This is a genomic window from Thioclava sp. GXIMD4216, from assembly GCF_037949285.1.
Taxonomy (GTDB): domain Bacteria; phylum Pseudomonadota; class Alphaproteobacteria; order Rhodobacterales; family Rhodobacteraceae; genus Thioclava; species Thioclava litoralis.
Map to the genome: position 1 here is coordinate 777,138 of NZ_CP149926.1, position 13,346 is coordinate 790,483.

Genomic DNA, 13,346 nt, shown 5'->3' on the forward strand with positions numbered 1-13,346 from the left:
TTTTTGTCAGGATTAATCTCGCATTCATGCCGTTGCCCCAAGGTAAGGGGGTCTCTTGTGGAGGTGTGCATGGCTGTCCTGACCCAACGCCAGTTCCGTCTGAACCATCTTGTGCTGCGTCTTCTGGCGGGCCAGCCTTTGCCGGAAAAGCGTCGGGGGCAATGGCCACGGCAGGCCTCAACGGATGTGCTGACCCTCCGGCTGGGCGTGGAAGAGGCCATGACGGCGCTTGGGGGGCGGGCGTCGATGGCGCGGCTTGTCGGCGGGCTGACCGGTGTGGACGAGGTGATGATTTCCAGCTTTCTGATCCCGCGCGACAAGGCACGTTACAAGGCAGGCATTATGGCCCGCCTTGTGACAGAGGCAGAGGATCCGGCTGTTGCCCGGGCCGTACAGAAAAACCAGTTGCGCATTCTGACGGCCGATGAGGTGCCCGAACTGAATATCCAGCCCACGATCCGCTACCGGTTTCTGGCGCAGGGCCGGATGATTGGAAGCGGTCTTTTCACGCCGGAGGGGTTTGACCAGTCTCTGTTCGCGGCATGGGGGGAGCGGCGCTGGCAGCGGGTGATCGGTAAGGCCTATGTCTATTACGATCTTCCGGCATCGTCCTGCGGGCTGCCCTGAATGAAACATGTGCAGGAGCCTTGGCCGTAAAGCTTGCCGTCCTGCGTGCCACGGATCTCGCCCACCGCGACGCCGGTTGACCGCCCGATATGGGTCAGTTCGCCGGTGATGGTCAGCTCTGCTCCGGGCGGGATCGCGCGGATCAGATTGATCTTGTATTCGATGGTGGATTGGAACTGGCCTTTCCTGAGGCCCGAGATCACCGCCATAGACATGCAGCTATCCAGCACCATTCCGTACCAGCCGCCTTGGGTCGATCCGAAGGCATTGGTCTGGGCATGTTCGGGAAAGGCGCGGAAGGTCACCTTGCCGTATTCAGCGGCAATCACGCGGAAATTCATGAGCTTGGCAACCGTCGGATGTGGCGCGCTGCCGTCAATGATCCGTTGCATATAGTCGAGACCGCTGATCGAGGTCACCTCGTCGCGCGAGAGAAAATCTTTGGCGCTTTCGGCAAAGAGGGCGGTGTCTGTCATCCGTGGCTCCTGCATGGAAAAGGGGCCGCGCGGCCCCCGTTTCGTCTATAGTGTCAGGCGCTGCCGTCTCAGGCAACCGCGCCCAGATCAAGCCCTTGTGCAAGGCCCAGATTCTGGCAGACGCGGCCCGTCAGCACGGGGCGGTTGACGGTGTAGAAATGCAGGTCTTCCACGCCGCCCGCGATCAGCTCTTCACATAGCTTGGTGCAAAGTTCGATCGAGAGGTCTTCCTCGCGGTCTTCGGCAATGGCTTTCTCGAAGGCCGGTCCCAGATGCTCGGGGATATTGGCGCCGCAATTTGCCGCAAAACGCTGCACGCCCTTCCACGACTGGATCGGCAGGATGCCCGGAATGATCTTGGCCTTCACGCCCTCTTTCTCGCAGCGGTCGCGGAAGCGGAAGAAGGTCTCTGCCTCGAAGAAGAACTGGGTCAGCGCCGAGGTGGCTCCGGCTTCGCATTTGCGTTTGAGCCAGCGGACATCGGCCAGATCGTCGGCGGCATCGGGATGCGGCTCGGGATAGGCGCCACAGCGGATGGTGAAGCGCCCGTCGGCGGCCAGCGCCTCGATCAGCTCGACCGAAGAGGCGAAGCCCTCGGGATGGGGCGTGAAGCGGTCCTGCCCCTTTGGCGCATCGCCGCGCAGTGCGACAAGCTGGTTGACCCCTGCCTCGGCATAGGCGTTGACGATTTCCATCGTCTCGGCGCGGGTCGCATTGACGCAGGTCAGGTGAGCGGCCACATCCAGCCCGTAATTCTTGCCGATCGTGGTCACCGCCTCATGGGTCAGCTTGCGGGTCGTGCCACCTGCGCCATAGGTCACCGAGACGAAATTCGGTTGCATCGGGGCCAGAGTCTTTACCGTTTCCCACAGGCGGAACGATGCTTCCAGCGTTTGCGGGGGAAAGAATTCAAAACTCAAACGGGGCGTGGTCATGGCGCTATCCTTACTGATTGAAGATCTTGTGCCAGATTCCGTAATGTGAGACAAACTCATATTACTCAACAACAACATGAGTCAGATTTGATGTATCTCGAGCTGCGTCACCTGCGAACCATCAAAGCGATTGAAGACACGGGCGGGCTGGCGCGGGCTGCGGAGGCGCTCAATATTACACAAAGCGCGCTGTCGCATCAGATCAAGGGGCTGGAGGAACAGGTCGGGACCGAACTGTTTGTGCGCCGCTCGCGGCCTATGCGGCTTTCGGCGGCGGGGCAACGGCTGCTGCGTCTGGCCCAGCGGGTCCTGCCCGAGGTGCGCGCGGTCGAGGACGAGTTTCTGGCCCTGCGGCAGGGGCGGGCGGGGCGGTTGCATATCGCGATCGAGTGTCACGCCTGCTATGACTGGCTTTTTCCGGTGCTCGAGCAGTTCCGCAGGGCGTGGCCGGATGTCGATATCGATATCCGCCCCGGTCTGGCATTCCGTGCCCTGCCGGCCCTGCAGAACGAAGAGGTTGATCTGGTGATCTCGTCCGATCCGGAAAAGCTTGACGGTGTCGTGTTCAACCCGCTGTTCGACTATTCCCCGACATTCATTGCAGCGGCCAATAGCCCGCTGACGCAGAAGGCATATGTCGAGGCCGAGGACTTTCTGGACCAGACATTGATCACCTATCCGGTGGACCGGGCGCGCTCGGATATTTTTTCGGGCTTGCTGACGCCGGCACGGATCGAGCCTAAAACCCACCGTCAGGTCGAGTTGACCGCTGTGATCCTGATGCTGGTAGCCGCCGGGCGCGGGGTGGCCGTCCTGCCTGACTGGGTGCTGCGCGAAGTGCGCTATCGCCCTGATTACATAACGAAACCTGTGACAGAGCACGGGTTGCAAAAGCGCCTATATGCCGCCACCCGCACGGAGGATGCCGTGCAGCCCTATATGGCCTATTTCCTGCGGCTGGCGCGGACCGAGCCTGTCAAATTGCAGCGCGGCGCGGCGGCCATGACGACAGGCGCTGTCTCCGGAGGTGTGGCGCTCTGACGCGCGCGGGTCGGCATCGGGGAGAAGGGCTTTCGCATCACGCTGTGCCGGAAGCGTATATAACGCTTGGAATCGCGTGCCCGACGGTATAAGCGAACGCCTCGAACCCCCCAAGGAGATCTCCCATGCAAGGCAGCGCAAATCTTAACCTCATGATCAAAGCCGCCCGTAAGGCAGGCCGGTCGCTGGTGAAGGACTTCCGCGAAGTCGAAAACCTGCAGGTCTCCGCCAAAGGGCCGGGGGATTTCGTGTCGCGTGCCGACCGCGAGGCCGAGAAGCTGATCAAGGAAGAGCTGTTGAACGCACGCCCGACCTATGGTTGGCTGGGCGAGGAAACCGGTGAGGAAGAGGGCAAGGACCCGACCCGCCGCTGGATCGTCGACCCGCTGGATGGCACGACCAATTTCCTGCACGGTATGCCGCATTGGGCCGTGTCGATCGCGCTGGAACATAAGGGCGAGGTTGTAGCCGGTGTGATCTTCGATGCCGCCAAAGACGAGATGTTCTTCGCCGAAAAGGGCTTTGGCGCCTTCATGAACGAAACCCGCCTGCGCGTTTCGGGCCGTCGTTCGATGACCGAGGCCGTGTTTGCAACCGGCGTGCCGTTCGGGGCCAAGAATACCCTTCCGGCGACCCTGCGCGATCTGGCGCGTCTTATGCCCGCCTGTGCCGGTGTGCGCCGCTGGGGGGCGGCCTCGCTGGATCTGGCCTATGTGGCGGCGGGCCGCTACGAAGGCTATTGGGAGCGCGAGCTGCAGCCGTGGGATATGGCCGCAGGTCTGGTCATCGTGAAGGAAGCCGGTGGCTTCGTCTCGGCCGTGCGTGAGGACCGCGAGATCTTCGAAAGCGGCTCGGTTGTGGCGACCAATGCCGAGATGTTCGAGCCTTTGACGAAAATTTTGCGCAAGCCGGAGTAAATCCGTTCACTACTTGTTCACCTTGCTCTGCGATGTTCTGAACAACGCAGAAAGCGAGGTGCATCATGCAGCAGGAACAGGACTGGATTCTGGCGGGGCTGACCGCCCGGCGTGTTGTCGTGGACCATCAGGTGGTCGCCGTGGCGATGGGCCTGATAGAGATCGGGCGCGCTGCGCGTGACATTGCAACTTGCGAGGCGGCAGAGGCTATGCTGCATCACCGCGTGGCACGTATCCGTGACGGGATCGCGCGGGTCGAAGACCGGATTGCCCAGTTGAATATGGTCGATGCGTCGTTGGAAGCCGCTTCTGCGGCGCTCTGGGCGGAATTGCAAAGCTATCAGGACAGCCTGCCGCTGGAACTCGCGTTCCGTGCGGATCAGCGCGACCGTGCTATCGACCGTCTCGAGAGCGCGCGTCAGCGTCTTCAGAGGCTGATGGATCTGATCGACGAATGTCGCCCTGCCAGCAAGCAGGACCTGCGGCAGATGCTGCATGATCTGGTGGATGGTGCGATGTCGCGCCGCTCCGACGAGATTATCCGGCAAGCGCGTGAAGAGGCGCGGGCACGGCTTGCAGGGGCACCTCTGCCCGATCCGGCGCTTGAAGAATTTCACATGACCCAGCCGGAAGGCTGGTCGGCGTGGCAGGCAACGCGTCTTGTCCGCCCGGGTGGGGACACGCAAGGCTTTGCCGCTGCGTGACCAATGGCCACTGTGGGCGTCGGGGCTGTCGCGCCGCAGTGGCCATAAGGCTTATCCAAAATCTTTCCCTGACCCGTGCCGGAGCTTTGCTTCGGCATTAATTTTTTAATCTATAAAATTCAGGCGCTTACTGAATCCGCTCGGCTTTTGCCGGTGGCTCTTCGTTGACAAGCTGGCTCAGTTTGTATTTCTGATAGAAACACTCTGGTATTTGAGGACGTGATGGAACCCGAATCAATTGCAGTCGATCCTGCAACCGGCTTGAGCCGTTTGACAGATTTTCTCCAGATGGGCGGCCCTGCGATTTGGGCGATCGCTCTTCTTTCGGTGCTGACCGTGGCCCTGATCTTGTGGAAGCTTTACCGCTTTGCCTGTTTCGGTGCATGGTCGGGGGGCAGCCATTCGCGCCGCGCCTTGGTGCAATGGAAGGCCGGACAGCGCGCCGCCGCGATTGACAGCCTCAAGAAACGCCGCAGCCTGCGCGCCCGTCTGACCCGCGCAGCGATGCTGGCGGCGGATTCGAACCTGACCGATAGCGAGGCGCGCGAAGAAACCGGGCGAGTGGCACGGCTCTTGTTGTCCAAGGCGCGCGGTGGCTTGCGCGGTCTGGAACTGGCGGCCACGATCGGCCCGTTGATCGGTCTGCTGGGCACGGTGACCGGTATGATTTCGGCCTTCCAGGCTTTGCAGGAGGCGGGCGCTCGTGCGGACCCGTCAACACTGGCCGGCGGGATCTGGGAGGCGCTGCTGACCACCGCAGCCGGTATGGCCGTTGCAATTCCGGCACAGGTGGCTTTGACATGGTTCGAAAGCATCGTGGACGGTCTTCGCGAGGATATGGAAGATACCGCAACGCAGGTCTTCGTTTCGCGTGACGCCAAACAAGATACGATCCGGGCGCTGGCGGCGGAGTAAACGTCATGTTCAACTTCGCTCCGGAGCGCGTGCGCCGACGCCCCGATCTGACGCCGATGATCGATGTCGTCTTTCTGCTTCTGGTCTTTTTCATGCTGGCATCGCGCTTTACGCAAGATGTCAGCCTGCCTCTGGCCGCAGCCAGCGGGGCCGCCTCCGAGTGGAAAGGGGCCCCGCGGCTGGTCGATATCGCGGAAGACGGCACGCTGATGCTGAACGGGACACCGCGCGACTTTGATGATCTTGTCACCGAGCTGGACCGTCTGACCGAAGAGCGCAGCGATCCGGTGATCTTGAGGGCCAAAGAGGCCGAGCTGCAGGCTCTGGTGACGGTGATGGACCGTCTGACCGCCGCCGGGTTCAGCCATCTGATTTTGGTGGAGTGAGCTATGCAATTCGATGCGCCCAAGCGTCGGGGCGGAAATTCTTCGCTTCTGCCCATGATCAATGTCGTTTTTCTTCTGCTGATTTTCTTTCTTATTTCAGCCAAACTGTCCCCGCCCGAACCTTTCCCGACAGAGCCGCCACACTCCGAGGCCGCGGCCGAAGCCGAGGGGGAATTCTCGGTGTTTCTCGGGGCCGAGGGGCAGCTTGGGTTCCGTGACATGATCGTGGCGCAGGGCGAAGATGTGGATCCGCTGGTCGGGGCGTTGGTTCAGGCGCGGGAAGAATATTGCGCGACAACCGATTGCGAGACCGATCCCGCCCATCTTCTGCTTCGCGGAGATCAGCATGTGAAAGCGACCTATCTTGCGGGATTGCTGCCCAAGCTCGGGCAGGCCGGTTTTGCCAAAGTTGAACTGGTGACGACCCGGGGAGGGGCGGAATGAAAAGCGGGCGTGTTCTTATAGAGCTTGCGGGGTTCGCGACCGTGGCTGCGGCGCTGCATGTCATGGCGTTCGGGTTCGTTTCCCGTTCGGAAGGCGCGGTTTCGGCAGGGTCCGGAGGCGATGCGCTGGTCAGTATCGAGGCGGCGGATGCACAGGTCGCCGAATTGGTCGAGGCTTGGGAAAACCCCAAAATGCCCGAACCGGAGCTAAAGCTTGCGGCTGCCCCGCCCAAGATCGATATGCCCAAAGTGACCTTGCCAACGGTTGCGGAGGCTCCGCCATTGCCCGAGGTGACCGAGGAAGCGGAAGTGACCCCCGAGACGCCACCGGTTGAAGAGAAGGTGGTGCAGGAAGAAAAACCGACGGAGCTTGCGCCCGAAACGTCGGAGCGTCCGGAGGCCAAGCCCGAAAAGCCGGTCAAACCGCATCGTCAGGCGCGGGATGACCAGCGCAAGGGCCGGAAATCGGACCGCGATACGGCAGGGCGCGCAGCGCGCCATGCGGCGGGGTCGGGCAATCGCGGGGCGCGGGGCAATGACGGCCATTCGAATGCGGCGACCCTGTCCAATGCGCAAAGCGAAAGCCTGCGCGGGCGCTGGGGCGCGCAGATCCGTCAGCGGGTTGAACGGCGCAAACGCTATCCCTCGGGGGCCAATGGGGCCAAGGGGCAGGCCGTCGTGCGGTTGACGGTTGCGGCCTCCGGACAGCTGGTTTCCGCTTCGCTGGCACGGTCTTCGGGCAATGCGGCCATTGATGCGGCGGCTCTTTCTGCGGTGCGCAATGCGGGCCGTTTCCCCAAAGCACCGGCGGGTCTGGGCAATGCCAGCCTGACATTCACGCTGCCGATGAGCTTCCTGCGGCACTAAGTTTCTGTTGAAGCCCCGCGCGGGATATGCATGTGATTAACGATAAGCATGTGCAATTCGATTAGAACGAGGGAAACGTTATGCTGCAGGAATTCAAGGATTTCATTGCCAAGGGCAATGTGATGGATATGGCCGTGGGGATTATCGTTGGTGCGGCATTTACGGCGATTGTGAAATCGATGGTTTCCGATCTTCTGAATCCGATTATCGGGCTGGTCATCGGCGGGCTGGATTTCAGCAATATGTATCTGGTGCTGTCCGGCGATGTCGCAGCGGGGTCCAGCCTTGAGGCTGCGCGCGAGTCGGGGGCTGCGATCTTTGCCTATGGGGCCTTCGCGACCGCTGTCATCAACTTTCTGATCATCGCCTTTGTTGTGTTCATGCTGGTGCGGATGGTGAACCGCATTCGCGCCGCCGCAGAGAAGCCCGATGAGGTGGCACCGGCGGTGCCCACCGGCCCGAGCGAGCTGGATGTTCTGATCGATATTCGGGACGCGTTGAAAAAAAGCTGAACTCTTTCCTGCGAGAAGGGGAAAGTTTCTTGAACAAGTTTCAAAATTAGAAGATTCTTCGGCCCAGACCGTTTTGGGCCGAAGGAAACTGTATGTCACTTGATGCGACGGATCGCCGGATTTTGATGGTGCTGCAGCAGCAGGGCCGTATTTCCAACGCCGATCTCAGCGAGCGTGTGAACCTTTCGGCGTCCGCGTGTCATAGGCGGGTGCAACGGCTTGAAGAAGAAGGCTTTATCCGCGATTACGTAGCCCTTCTGGATCGTCGCCGTCTGGGGCGGAACACCACGGTTTTTGTCGAGATTACCCTGTCGAGCCAAAAGGACGAGGTTCTGCGTGCCTTCGAGAGCGAGGTGCGCAAGGTGCCCGAGGTGCTGGAATGCCATCTGATGGCAGGCAAGGCCGATTTCCTGCTGAAAGTCGTGGCGCAGGATACCGATGATTTCGCGCAATTACACCGTGCGCGGCTTGCCTCTTTGCCGGGGGTGGCGCAGCTTCAGTCCAGCTTTTCGCTGCATGAGGTGCAGAATACCACGGCGCTTCCGATATAATTTAATCGCAGCTTAAATGTTCTTCCTTAGGTAGATTCCGAGACTTGTGAAAGGGGTTCGGATGAAGCTGGAGGCGTTGATTCTTTTCTTCTCGCTCTTGGTCGCGCCGATCGCACATCTGACAGGGGCACGGCCTGATCATGCGGGATTGACCCTCATGGTTGTGCCACCTTGGGAAGATGCCGTGCAGGTGGCCGACGTCGCACAGGCGCGGCTGATCGGACCAACCCGTGCGCCCTTCGGACTTTTGATCGAGATTGACGATTTAGCTCAGCTCGACCGCCTCGAGAGGGCGGGGGCGTGGTTTCTTCTGGATGCCAGAAAAGTGGAATGGATCTGCGGATGAATAAAGTAGGGGCCTTTTTCAGCGACGATAGCGATCTCCCTTTTGCAGGCCGCGATATGGCGATGAAATATCTGGCATTCGGGATGGTGGTTGCGGCGCTTGGTGTGTCGCTTGTGGCCTGGATCATCGGGACCGCATTCTGGATCGCGACAGGGGCGGCAGGTGTCTTTGCGGCTTTGGCCCTTTTGGGGTGGCGTATCGGGGACACGAAAAAGGGACGTTCGCTTCTGGCGCAGGGGATGATCGGCCAATGTTTCGCCTTTACAGCCGCGTTTGCAGGCCATCCCTGGATCATCGACACCCATATGGCCTTTTTTGTGATGTGCGCGATGGTGACGGCACTTGTGGATACGCGCTGTTTGATCGTGATGACCGTCAGTACGGTTCTGCATCACGCAGGGCTCGGGATCATCTATCCGGTTCTGGTCTATCCCAGCACGGATATTTACGAGAATCTTGAAAGGATTGCGTTACATGGCGGTCTCTTTGCCCTTGAAGCGGGCGTGCTGATCGAGGTGGTCCGGCGACGGCAGAAGCTGTTCCGTGATGCGCTGGACCGTATGTCCGAACTTGAGGCCATTTCGGCGCAATCCGCGCAGGCACGGGAAACGGCAGAGGCCATGTCGCGCGAGGCCGAGGCGCATCGTGCCGTGGCCGAGAAATCCGCGCAGTCCGCGCAGGAGGCCAGCGCCTTGGCCGCGCGTCAGGCCGATGAAAAACATGCTGCCGATATGGCGGTGCTGGAGGCCGAACGTCAACAAAGTATGGAACGTGCCGAGACGGCCAAGCGGCAGGAGCAGTTTGTGGCGGCCTTGAAATGCGCTTTGGAGCAGCTTGCGCAGGGGGATCTGTCGGTGCGGATGGTGCGGCCCGACGATCCGGGCTATGCGGATCTGGCGCAAAATTTCAATCTTTCGGTCGAGCAGCTTGCCGCCACCGTGACCACTGCTCTGGAATGCGCCGTCGATATTCGGGCGCAGATTTCCGAAATCACATCCGCCGCCGACAACCTTTCGTCCCGGTCCGAACGGCAGGCAAGCGCACTTGGTGATGCCGCCGCTGCGATCAACGAGCTTACGGTGGCGATCGAACAGGCGGCTCTGGTGAGCCGTGAAACTGCCGGATCGGCAGAAAAGGCGCGTAAGGCGGCGGGGGAAAGCTCGACCGTGGTGGCCGAATCGATCGAAGCGATGGCCGCTATCGAGGAAAGCTCGACACAGATTGCGCGGATTTCCTCTGTGATTGACGATATCGCCTTCCAGACCAATCTTTTGGCGCTGAATGCAGGTGTAGAAGCTGCGCGAGCGGGAGAGGCTGGGCGCGGGTTTGCGGTGGTCGCATCGGAGGTGCGCGAACTGGCGCAGCGTTCTTCGTCTTCGGCGCAGGAAATCAGCAAATTGATCGAGGCTTCGGGCCGGCAGGTGAAAACCGGTGCCGAACTGGTCAGCCGCACCGTGTCCGAACTCGACAGGATTATCCGGCATGTCGGGACGATTGCGACCCAGATCCGTGAACTGGCTGAAAGCGCGGCCGAGCAATCGCGATCCGTCAATGAGGTGAATAGCTCTGTGGAGCAGTTGGACCGGACGACGCAGCAGAATGTCGCCATGCTCGAAGAAACGACTGCTGCACATAATGCGCTGAACGAGATGGCAGGGCGCCTGGAGCAAACAATGTTGGTGTTCCGCCAAAATCTTGCCGATGACAGCTTTGACGGACAGGTGATGTCGCCCAAGGCAGGGTGATTGGCCCGCTATTTCGGGCTGCGTTTGGCCAGAATACGTTGCAGGGTGCGGCGGTGCATATGGAGGCGCCGCGCCGTTTCCGACACGTTCCGATCGCAAAGTTCATAGACCCGCTGGATATGTTCCCAACGGACGCGGTCAGCGCTCATCGGATTTTCCGGCGGAGCGGGCTGCGTGTCGCTGCGCGCCAAAAGCGCATTGGTGATATCGGTCGCATCCGCCGGTTTGGACAGATAGTCGGTGGCCCCCATTTTGACTGCGGCAACGGCGGTGGCAATCGCACCATAGCCGGTCAACACCACGATACGCGCATCCTCGCGGCTTTCACGCAGAGCTTCCACGACGTCCAGCCCGTTGCCGTCCTCCAGCCGTAAATCGATGACGGCATAGGCGGGGGCAGATTGGCCGACCAGCGTTTTCCCCTCGGCCACAGAGCCAGCCATCTGGACTTCGAAACCACGTTTTTCCATGGCCCGCGCGAGGCGTGTCAGGAAAGCCTGATCGTCATCGACCAGCAACAGGCTACGATCAGAGCCGATTTCGGAAGAAAGATCATCAACCATTGGGTCGTCCGCAAAAAAATCCAAGCACCAGACATCTTTTAGGCGGCGAATGGCACAGGGTCAAATGCCGCCATACGTTCTCGCTTGCAAGTTACTCTGCGTTCGCGTGGTCGATATAGCAACTGACGCGCTCGGCCATCTCTTCCGGCGTCGTGTCGCGATCGAAGTAATCGACATAGCCAAGCTTGGGCAGCACCAGATATGTCTGGGTGGAGTGGCTGATCAGCGTATAGGGGTCGTCCGGGTTTTGCACAGAAAACAGCACGCGATAGGCTTTGGCCGCCACCTTGATCTGCTCCGGTGTGCCCACAAGCCCCAGCATTTTGGGGCTCATGACATCGGTGAAGGCCGCCACCGAAGCGGGGGTGTCACGGGCGCTGTCCACTGACACGAAAACCGGCTGCACATCATAGCCTTGTTCGTCAAGGATATCAGTTGCTTGCGCATTTCGCATGGAATCTAGAGGGCAGACGTCCGGGCAGTAGGTATAGCCGAAATAGAGCAGGCTCGGCTTTGTGAAGACCTGCTGATCCGTGACAGTTTCGCCCGTCTCCGAGGTCAGCGTGAAGGGTCCTCCCAGTTTGACATGGCCCGCAGCAGGTTTGGCGCGACATTGAGCAAATGCATCCGCAGGCTGGTTACGGGTCATGCCGATGCCGATAGCGATGCCGCCGACCACGATAACAGCCCCTAGAATGGCATAGACTTTCGGGGAAAGGCTCATCAATTTTCTCCCATGCGGATCCGGTCATCTGTTGAATTTGTGAAGCAGATCGGATTTTGCAGCAGTGTTATCAATATTGATGCTGGTTTTGAAGCAGACAGAATGTCCTAAAGGCATTTTGACGGAAGGGAAGGACGCGGTCATGTCGGGGTTTGAAACGGCGCTCCCCGTGCGCGGGACGACATCGCATGAATGGGTGCGGCTGCGCACGCTGACCTTTCTGCGCTGGATGGCGATTATCGGCCAGTTGATGGCCATCCTCGTGGCATGGTTTTTGCTGGAGATCGGGCTTAATCTTGTCTGGTGTCTGGCGACGGTCGGGGCTTCGGTTCTGGTGAATCTGCTGGCTTTGTTCCTGACGCCGGAAAGCCGCAGATTGTCACATAACGCGGTGCTGGCGTTGCTTTTGTTCGACACCGCGCAGCTGGCGGTGCTGTTGCTGCTGACGGGCGGGCTGAACAACCCTTTTGCCCTGTTGATTCTGGTTCCGACAACCATCGCGGCAACGACGCTTGAATGGCGCGCGACGATGTTGATCGGGGTAGTGACCGTGGTTCTGACGACCTTCGTGGCAGGGCTTTATGTGCCTCTGGTCTCGACCGAAGGCGAAGTCATCCAGCTACCGGCGCTGTTCGAGTTTGGGTATTGGACGGCGATTGTCATAGGGGTCGTCTTTCTTGGCGCCTATGCGCAGCGGATCTCGAATGACAGCCGTGTCATGTCAGAGGCGCTTCTGGCGGCGCAACTGGCCCTGTCGCGCGAGCAGAAACTGACCGATCTGGGCGGGGTTGTGGCGGCGGCGGCACATGAGCTGGGCACGCCTCTGGCCACGATCAAGCTGGTGTCGAGCGAGCTGGCTGACGAGCTTTCCGATAACGAGGAACTTCGGGAGGACGCGCTGTTGATCCGTGCGCAAGCGGACCGTTGTCGCGATATCCTGCGTTCGATGGGGCGTGCGGGCAAGGATGACCTGCATCTGCGGACCGCGCCGCTGATTTCTGTCCTGCGGGAGGCGGCCGAGCCGCATATGGATCGCGGAAAAGAAATTATCTTTACGACAGAACCGATTGGCGATGGCAGCGATAAGCAGCCCGCCATCTATCGTTACCCCGAGCTGATCCATGCGCTGCGTAATCTGGTGCAGAATGCGGTGGATTTTGCGGCCAGCAGGGTCTGGGTCGACGCGCTGTGGAGTGGCTCGACCATCGTGGTGCGTGTGTGTGATGACGGGCGCGGTTATGCGCCCGATGTGATCGGGCGTATCGGTGACCCCTTCCTGCACGGGCGGAATTCGACCGCGCGTAAGGAATATGAGGGGATGGGGCTGGGGCTGTTTATCGCCAAAACGCTGTTGGAACGCACCGGCGCGCGGATCACCTTTCGCAATGGTACAACCCCCTTTGTGCCCGCAGATCGCAAGCCCGAGCGTTCGGGAGCGATTGTCGAGCTGGCTTGGCCGATCGAGCGGCTGCTGGCTCCCGAGCGCGAGGCTCTGGGGGAGAATGTGCCGATAGAGAGCTGATCGAAAAGGAATTGTTAAGCTTAACGGCGCATTAACCATTGTGTTGCATCTTTGACTTCAGTTTGTGGCATG

The 13,346-nt window shown here is 60.2% G+C and carries 17 protein-coding genes; 13 read left to right on the forward strand and 4 right to left on the reverse strand.

All coding sequences use genetic code 11. The features are described 5' to 3' along the window. Positions 1–69 precede the first annotated feature (69 nt). Positions 70–627 (forward strand): hypothetical protein, encoded by a 558-nt coding sequence (locus WDB88_RS03820; protein ID WP_339108875.1) that lies wholly within the window; start codon positions 70–72, stop codon positions 625–627. Here the strand turns inward: WDB88_RS03820 and WDB88_RS03825 are convergent. Then, complete coding sequence (locus WDB88_RS03825; RefSeq protein ID WP_339108876.1) at positions 591–1,103, reverse strand: PaaI family thioesterase; 513 nt, start codon at positions 1,101–1,103, stop codon at positions 591–593. The genes WDB88_RS03820 and WDB88_RS03825 overlap by 37 nt on opposite strands. Positions 1,104–1,171: 68 nt before the next feature. Continuing rightward, a complete protein-coding gene (metF, locus tag WDB88_RS03830; protein ID WP_339108877.1) occupies positions 1,172–2,038 on the reverse strand; it encodes a methylenetetrahydrofolate reductase [NAD(P)H] in 867 nt (288 codons plus the stop codon). Positions 2,039–2,128: 90 nt separating this feature from the next. On the opposite strand from metF, the gene WDB88_RS03835 reads away from it, so the two are divergent. The 11 genes from WDB88_RS03835 (at position 2,129) to WDB88_RS03885 (ending at position 10,465) form a co-directional block, all read left to right on the forward strand. Further along, complete coding sequence (locus WDB88_RS03835) at positions 2,129–3,079, forward strand: LysR family transcriptional regulator (protein WP_339109465.1); 951 nt, start codon at positions 2,129–2,131, stop codon at positions 3,077–3,079. Between the two features lie 125 nt (positions 3,080–3,204). After that, complete coding sequence (locus WDB88_RS03840) at positions 3,205–3,996, forward strand: inositol monophosphatase family protein (RefSeq protein WP_339108878.1); 792 nt, start codon at positions 3,205–3,207, stop codon at positions 3,994–3,996. Between the two features lie 65 nt (positions 3,997–4,061). After that, positions 4,062–4,700: a hypothetical protein gene (locus tag WDB88_RS03845; protein ID WP_339108879.1), complete on the forward strand. Its 639-nt coding sequence runs from the start codon at positions 4,062–4,064 to the stop codon at positions 4,698–4,700. A 270-nt stretch (positions 4,701–4,970) separates the two neighbouring features. Beyond that, positions 4,971–5,615: a MotA/TolQ/ExbB proton channel family protein gene (locus WDB88_RS03850; RefSeq protein WP_339108880.1), complete on the forward strand. Its 645-nt coding sequence runs from the start codon at positions 4,971–4,973 to the stop codon at positions 5,613–5,615. Between the two features lie 5 nt (positions 5,616–5,620). After that, entirely contained in the window at positions 5,621–6,001 is a 381-nt protein-coding gene (locus WDB88_RS03855) for a biopolymer transporter ExbD (protein ID WP_339108881.1), read from the forward strand. Positions 6,002–6,004: 3 nt separating this feature from the next. After that, the gene (locus WDB88_RS03860; protein WP_339108882.1) at positions 6,005–6,445 is read left to right on the forward strand and encodes a biopolymer transporter ExbD; all 441 of its coding nucleotides are present in this window, start codon (positions 6,005–6,007) and stop codon (positions 6,443–6,445) included. Further along, positions 6,442–7,311 carry a TonB family protein gene (locus WDB88_RS03865; RefSeq protein WP_339108883.1) on the forward strand — a complete coding sequence of 290 codons (870 nt, stop codon included), beginning with the start codon at positions 6,442–6,444 and terminating at the stop codon, positions 7,309–7,311. The genes WDB88_RS03860 and WDB88_RS03865 overlap by 4 nt, the downstream gene beginning before the upstream one ends. A gap of 80 nt (positions 7,312–7,391) precedes the next feature. Beyond that, a complete protein-coding gene (gene mscL / locus WDB88_RS03870; RefSeq protein ID WP_339108884.1) occupies positions 7,392–7,823 on the forward strand; it encodes a large conductance mechanosensitive channel protein MscL in 432 nt (143 codons plus the stop codon). A gap of 92 nt (positions 7,824–7,915) precedes the next feature. Beyond that, positions 7,916–8,374, forward strand: a complete 459-nt coding sequence (locus WDB88_RS03875; protein ID WP_339108885.1) for an Lrp/AsnC family transcriptional regulator — start codon at positions 7,916–7,918, stop codon at positions 8,372–8,374. Between the two features lie 61 nt (positions 8,375–8,435). After that, positions 8,436–8,720 (forward strand): hypothetical protein, encoded by a 285-nt coding sequence (locus tag WDB88_RS03880; protein ID WP_339108886.1) that lies wholly within the window; start codon positions 8,436–8,438, stop codon positions 8,718–8,720. Further along, positions 8,717–10,465, forward strand: a complete 1,749-nt coding sequence (locus WDB88_RS03885; protein WP_339108887.1) for a methyl-accepting chemotaxis protein — start codon at positions 8,717–8,719, stop codon at positions 10,463–10,465. Before WDB88_RS03880 ends, WDB88_RS03885 begins: the two co-directional genes overlap by 4 nt. 8 nt (positions 10,466–10,473) lie before the next feature. Here WDB88_RS03885 and WDB88_RS03890 read toward each other — a convergent pair whose 3' ends face one another. Continuing rightward, on the reverse strand, positions 10,474–11,028 hold the full coding sequence (locus tag WDB88_RS03890) for an ActR/PrrA/RegA family redox response regulator transcription factor (protein WP_339108888.1): 555 nt from the start codon (positions 11,026–11,028) through the stop codon (positions 10,474–10,476). Between the two features lie 91 nt (positions 11,029–11,119). Beyond that, positions 11,120–11,752: an SCO family protein gene (locus tag WDB88_RS03895; RefSeq protein ID WP_339108889.1), complete on the reverse strand. Its 633-nt coding sequence runs from the start codon at positions 11,750–11,752 to the stop codon at positions 11,120–11,122. A gap of 142 nt (positions 11,753–11,894) precedes the next feature. Between WDB88_RS03895 and WDB88_RS03900 the strand changes: the two genes are divergently transcribed. Next, a complete protein-coding gene (locus WDB88_RS03900; protein WP_339108890.1) occupies positions 11,895–13,274 on the forward strand; it encodes an ActS/PrrB/RegB family redox-sensitive histidine kinase in 1,380 nt (459 codons plus the stop codon). The last annotated feature ends 72 nt before the right edge of the window (positions 13,275–13,346 follow it).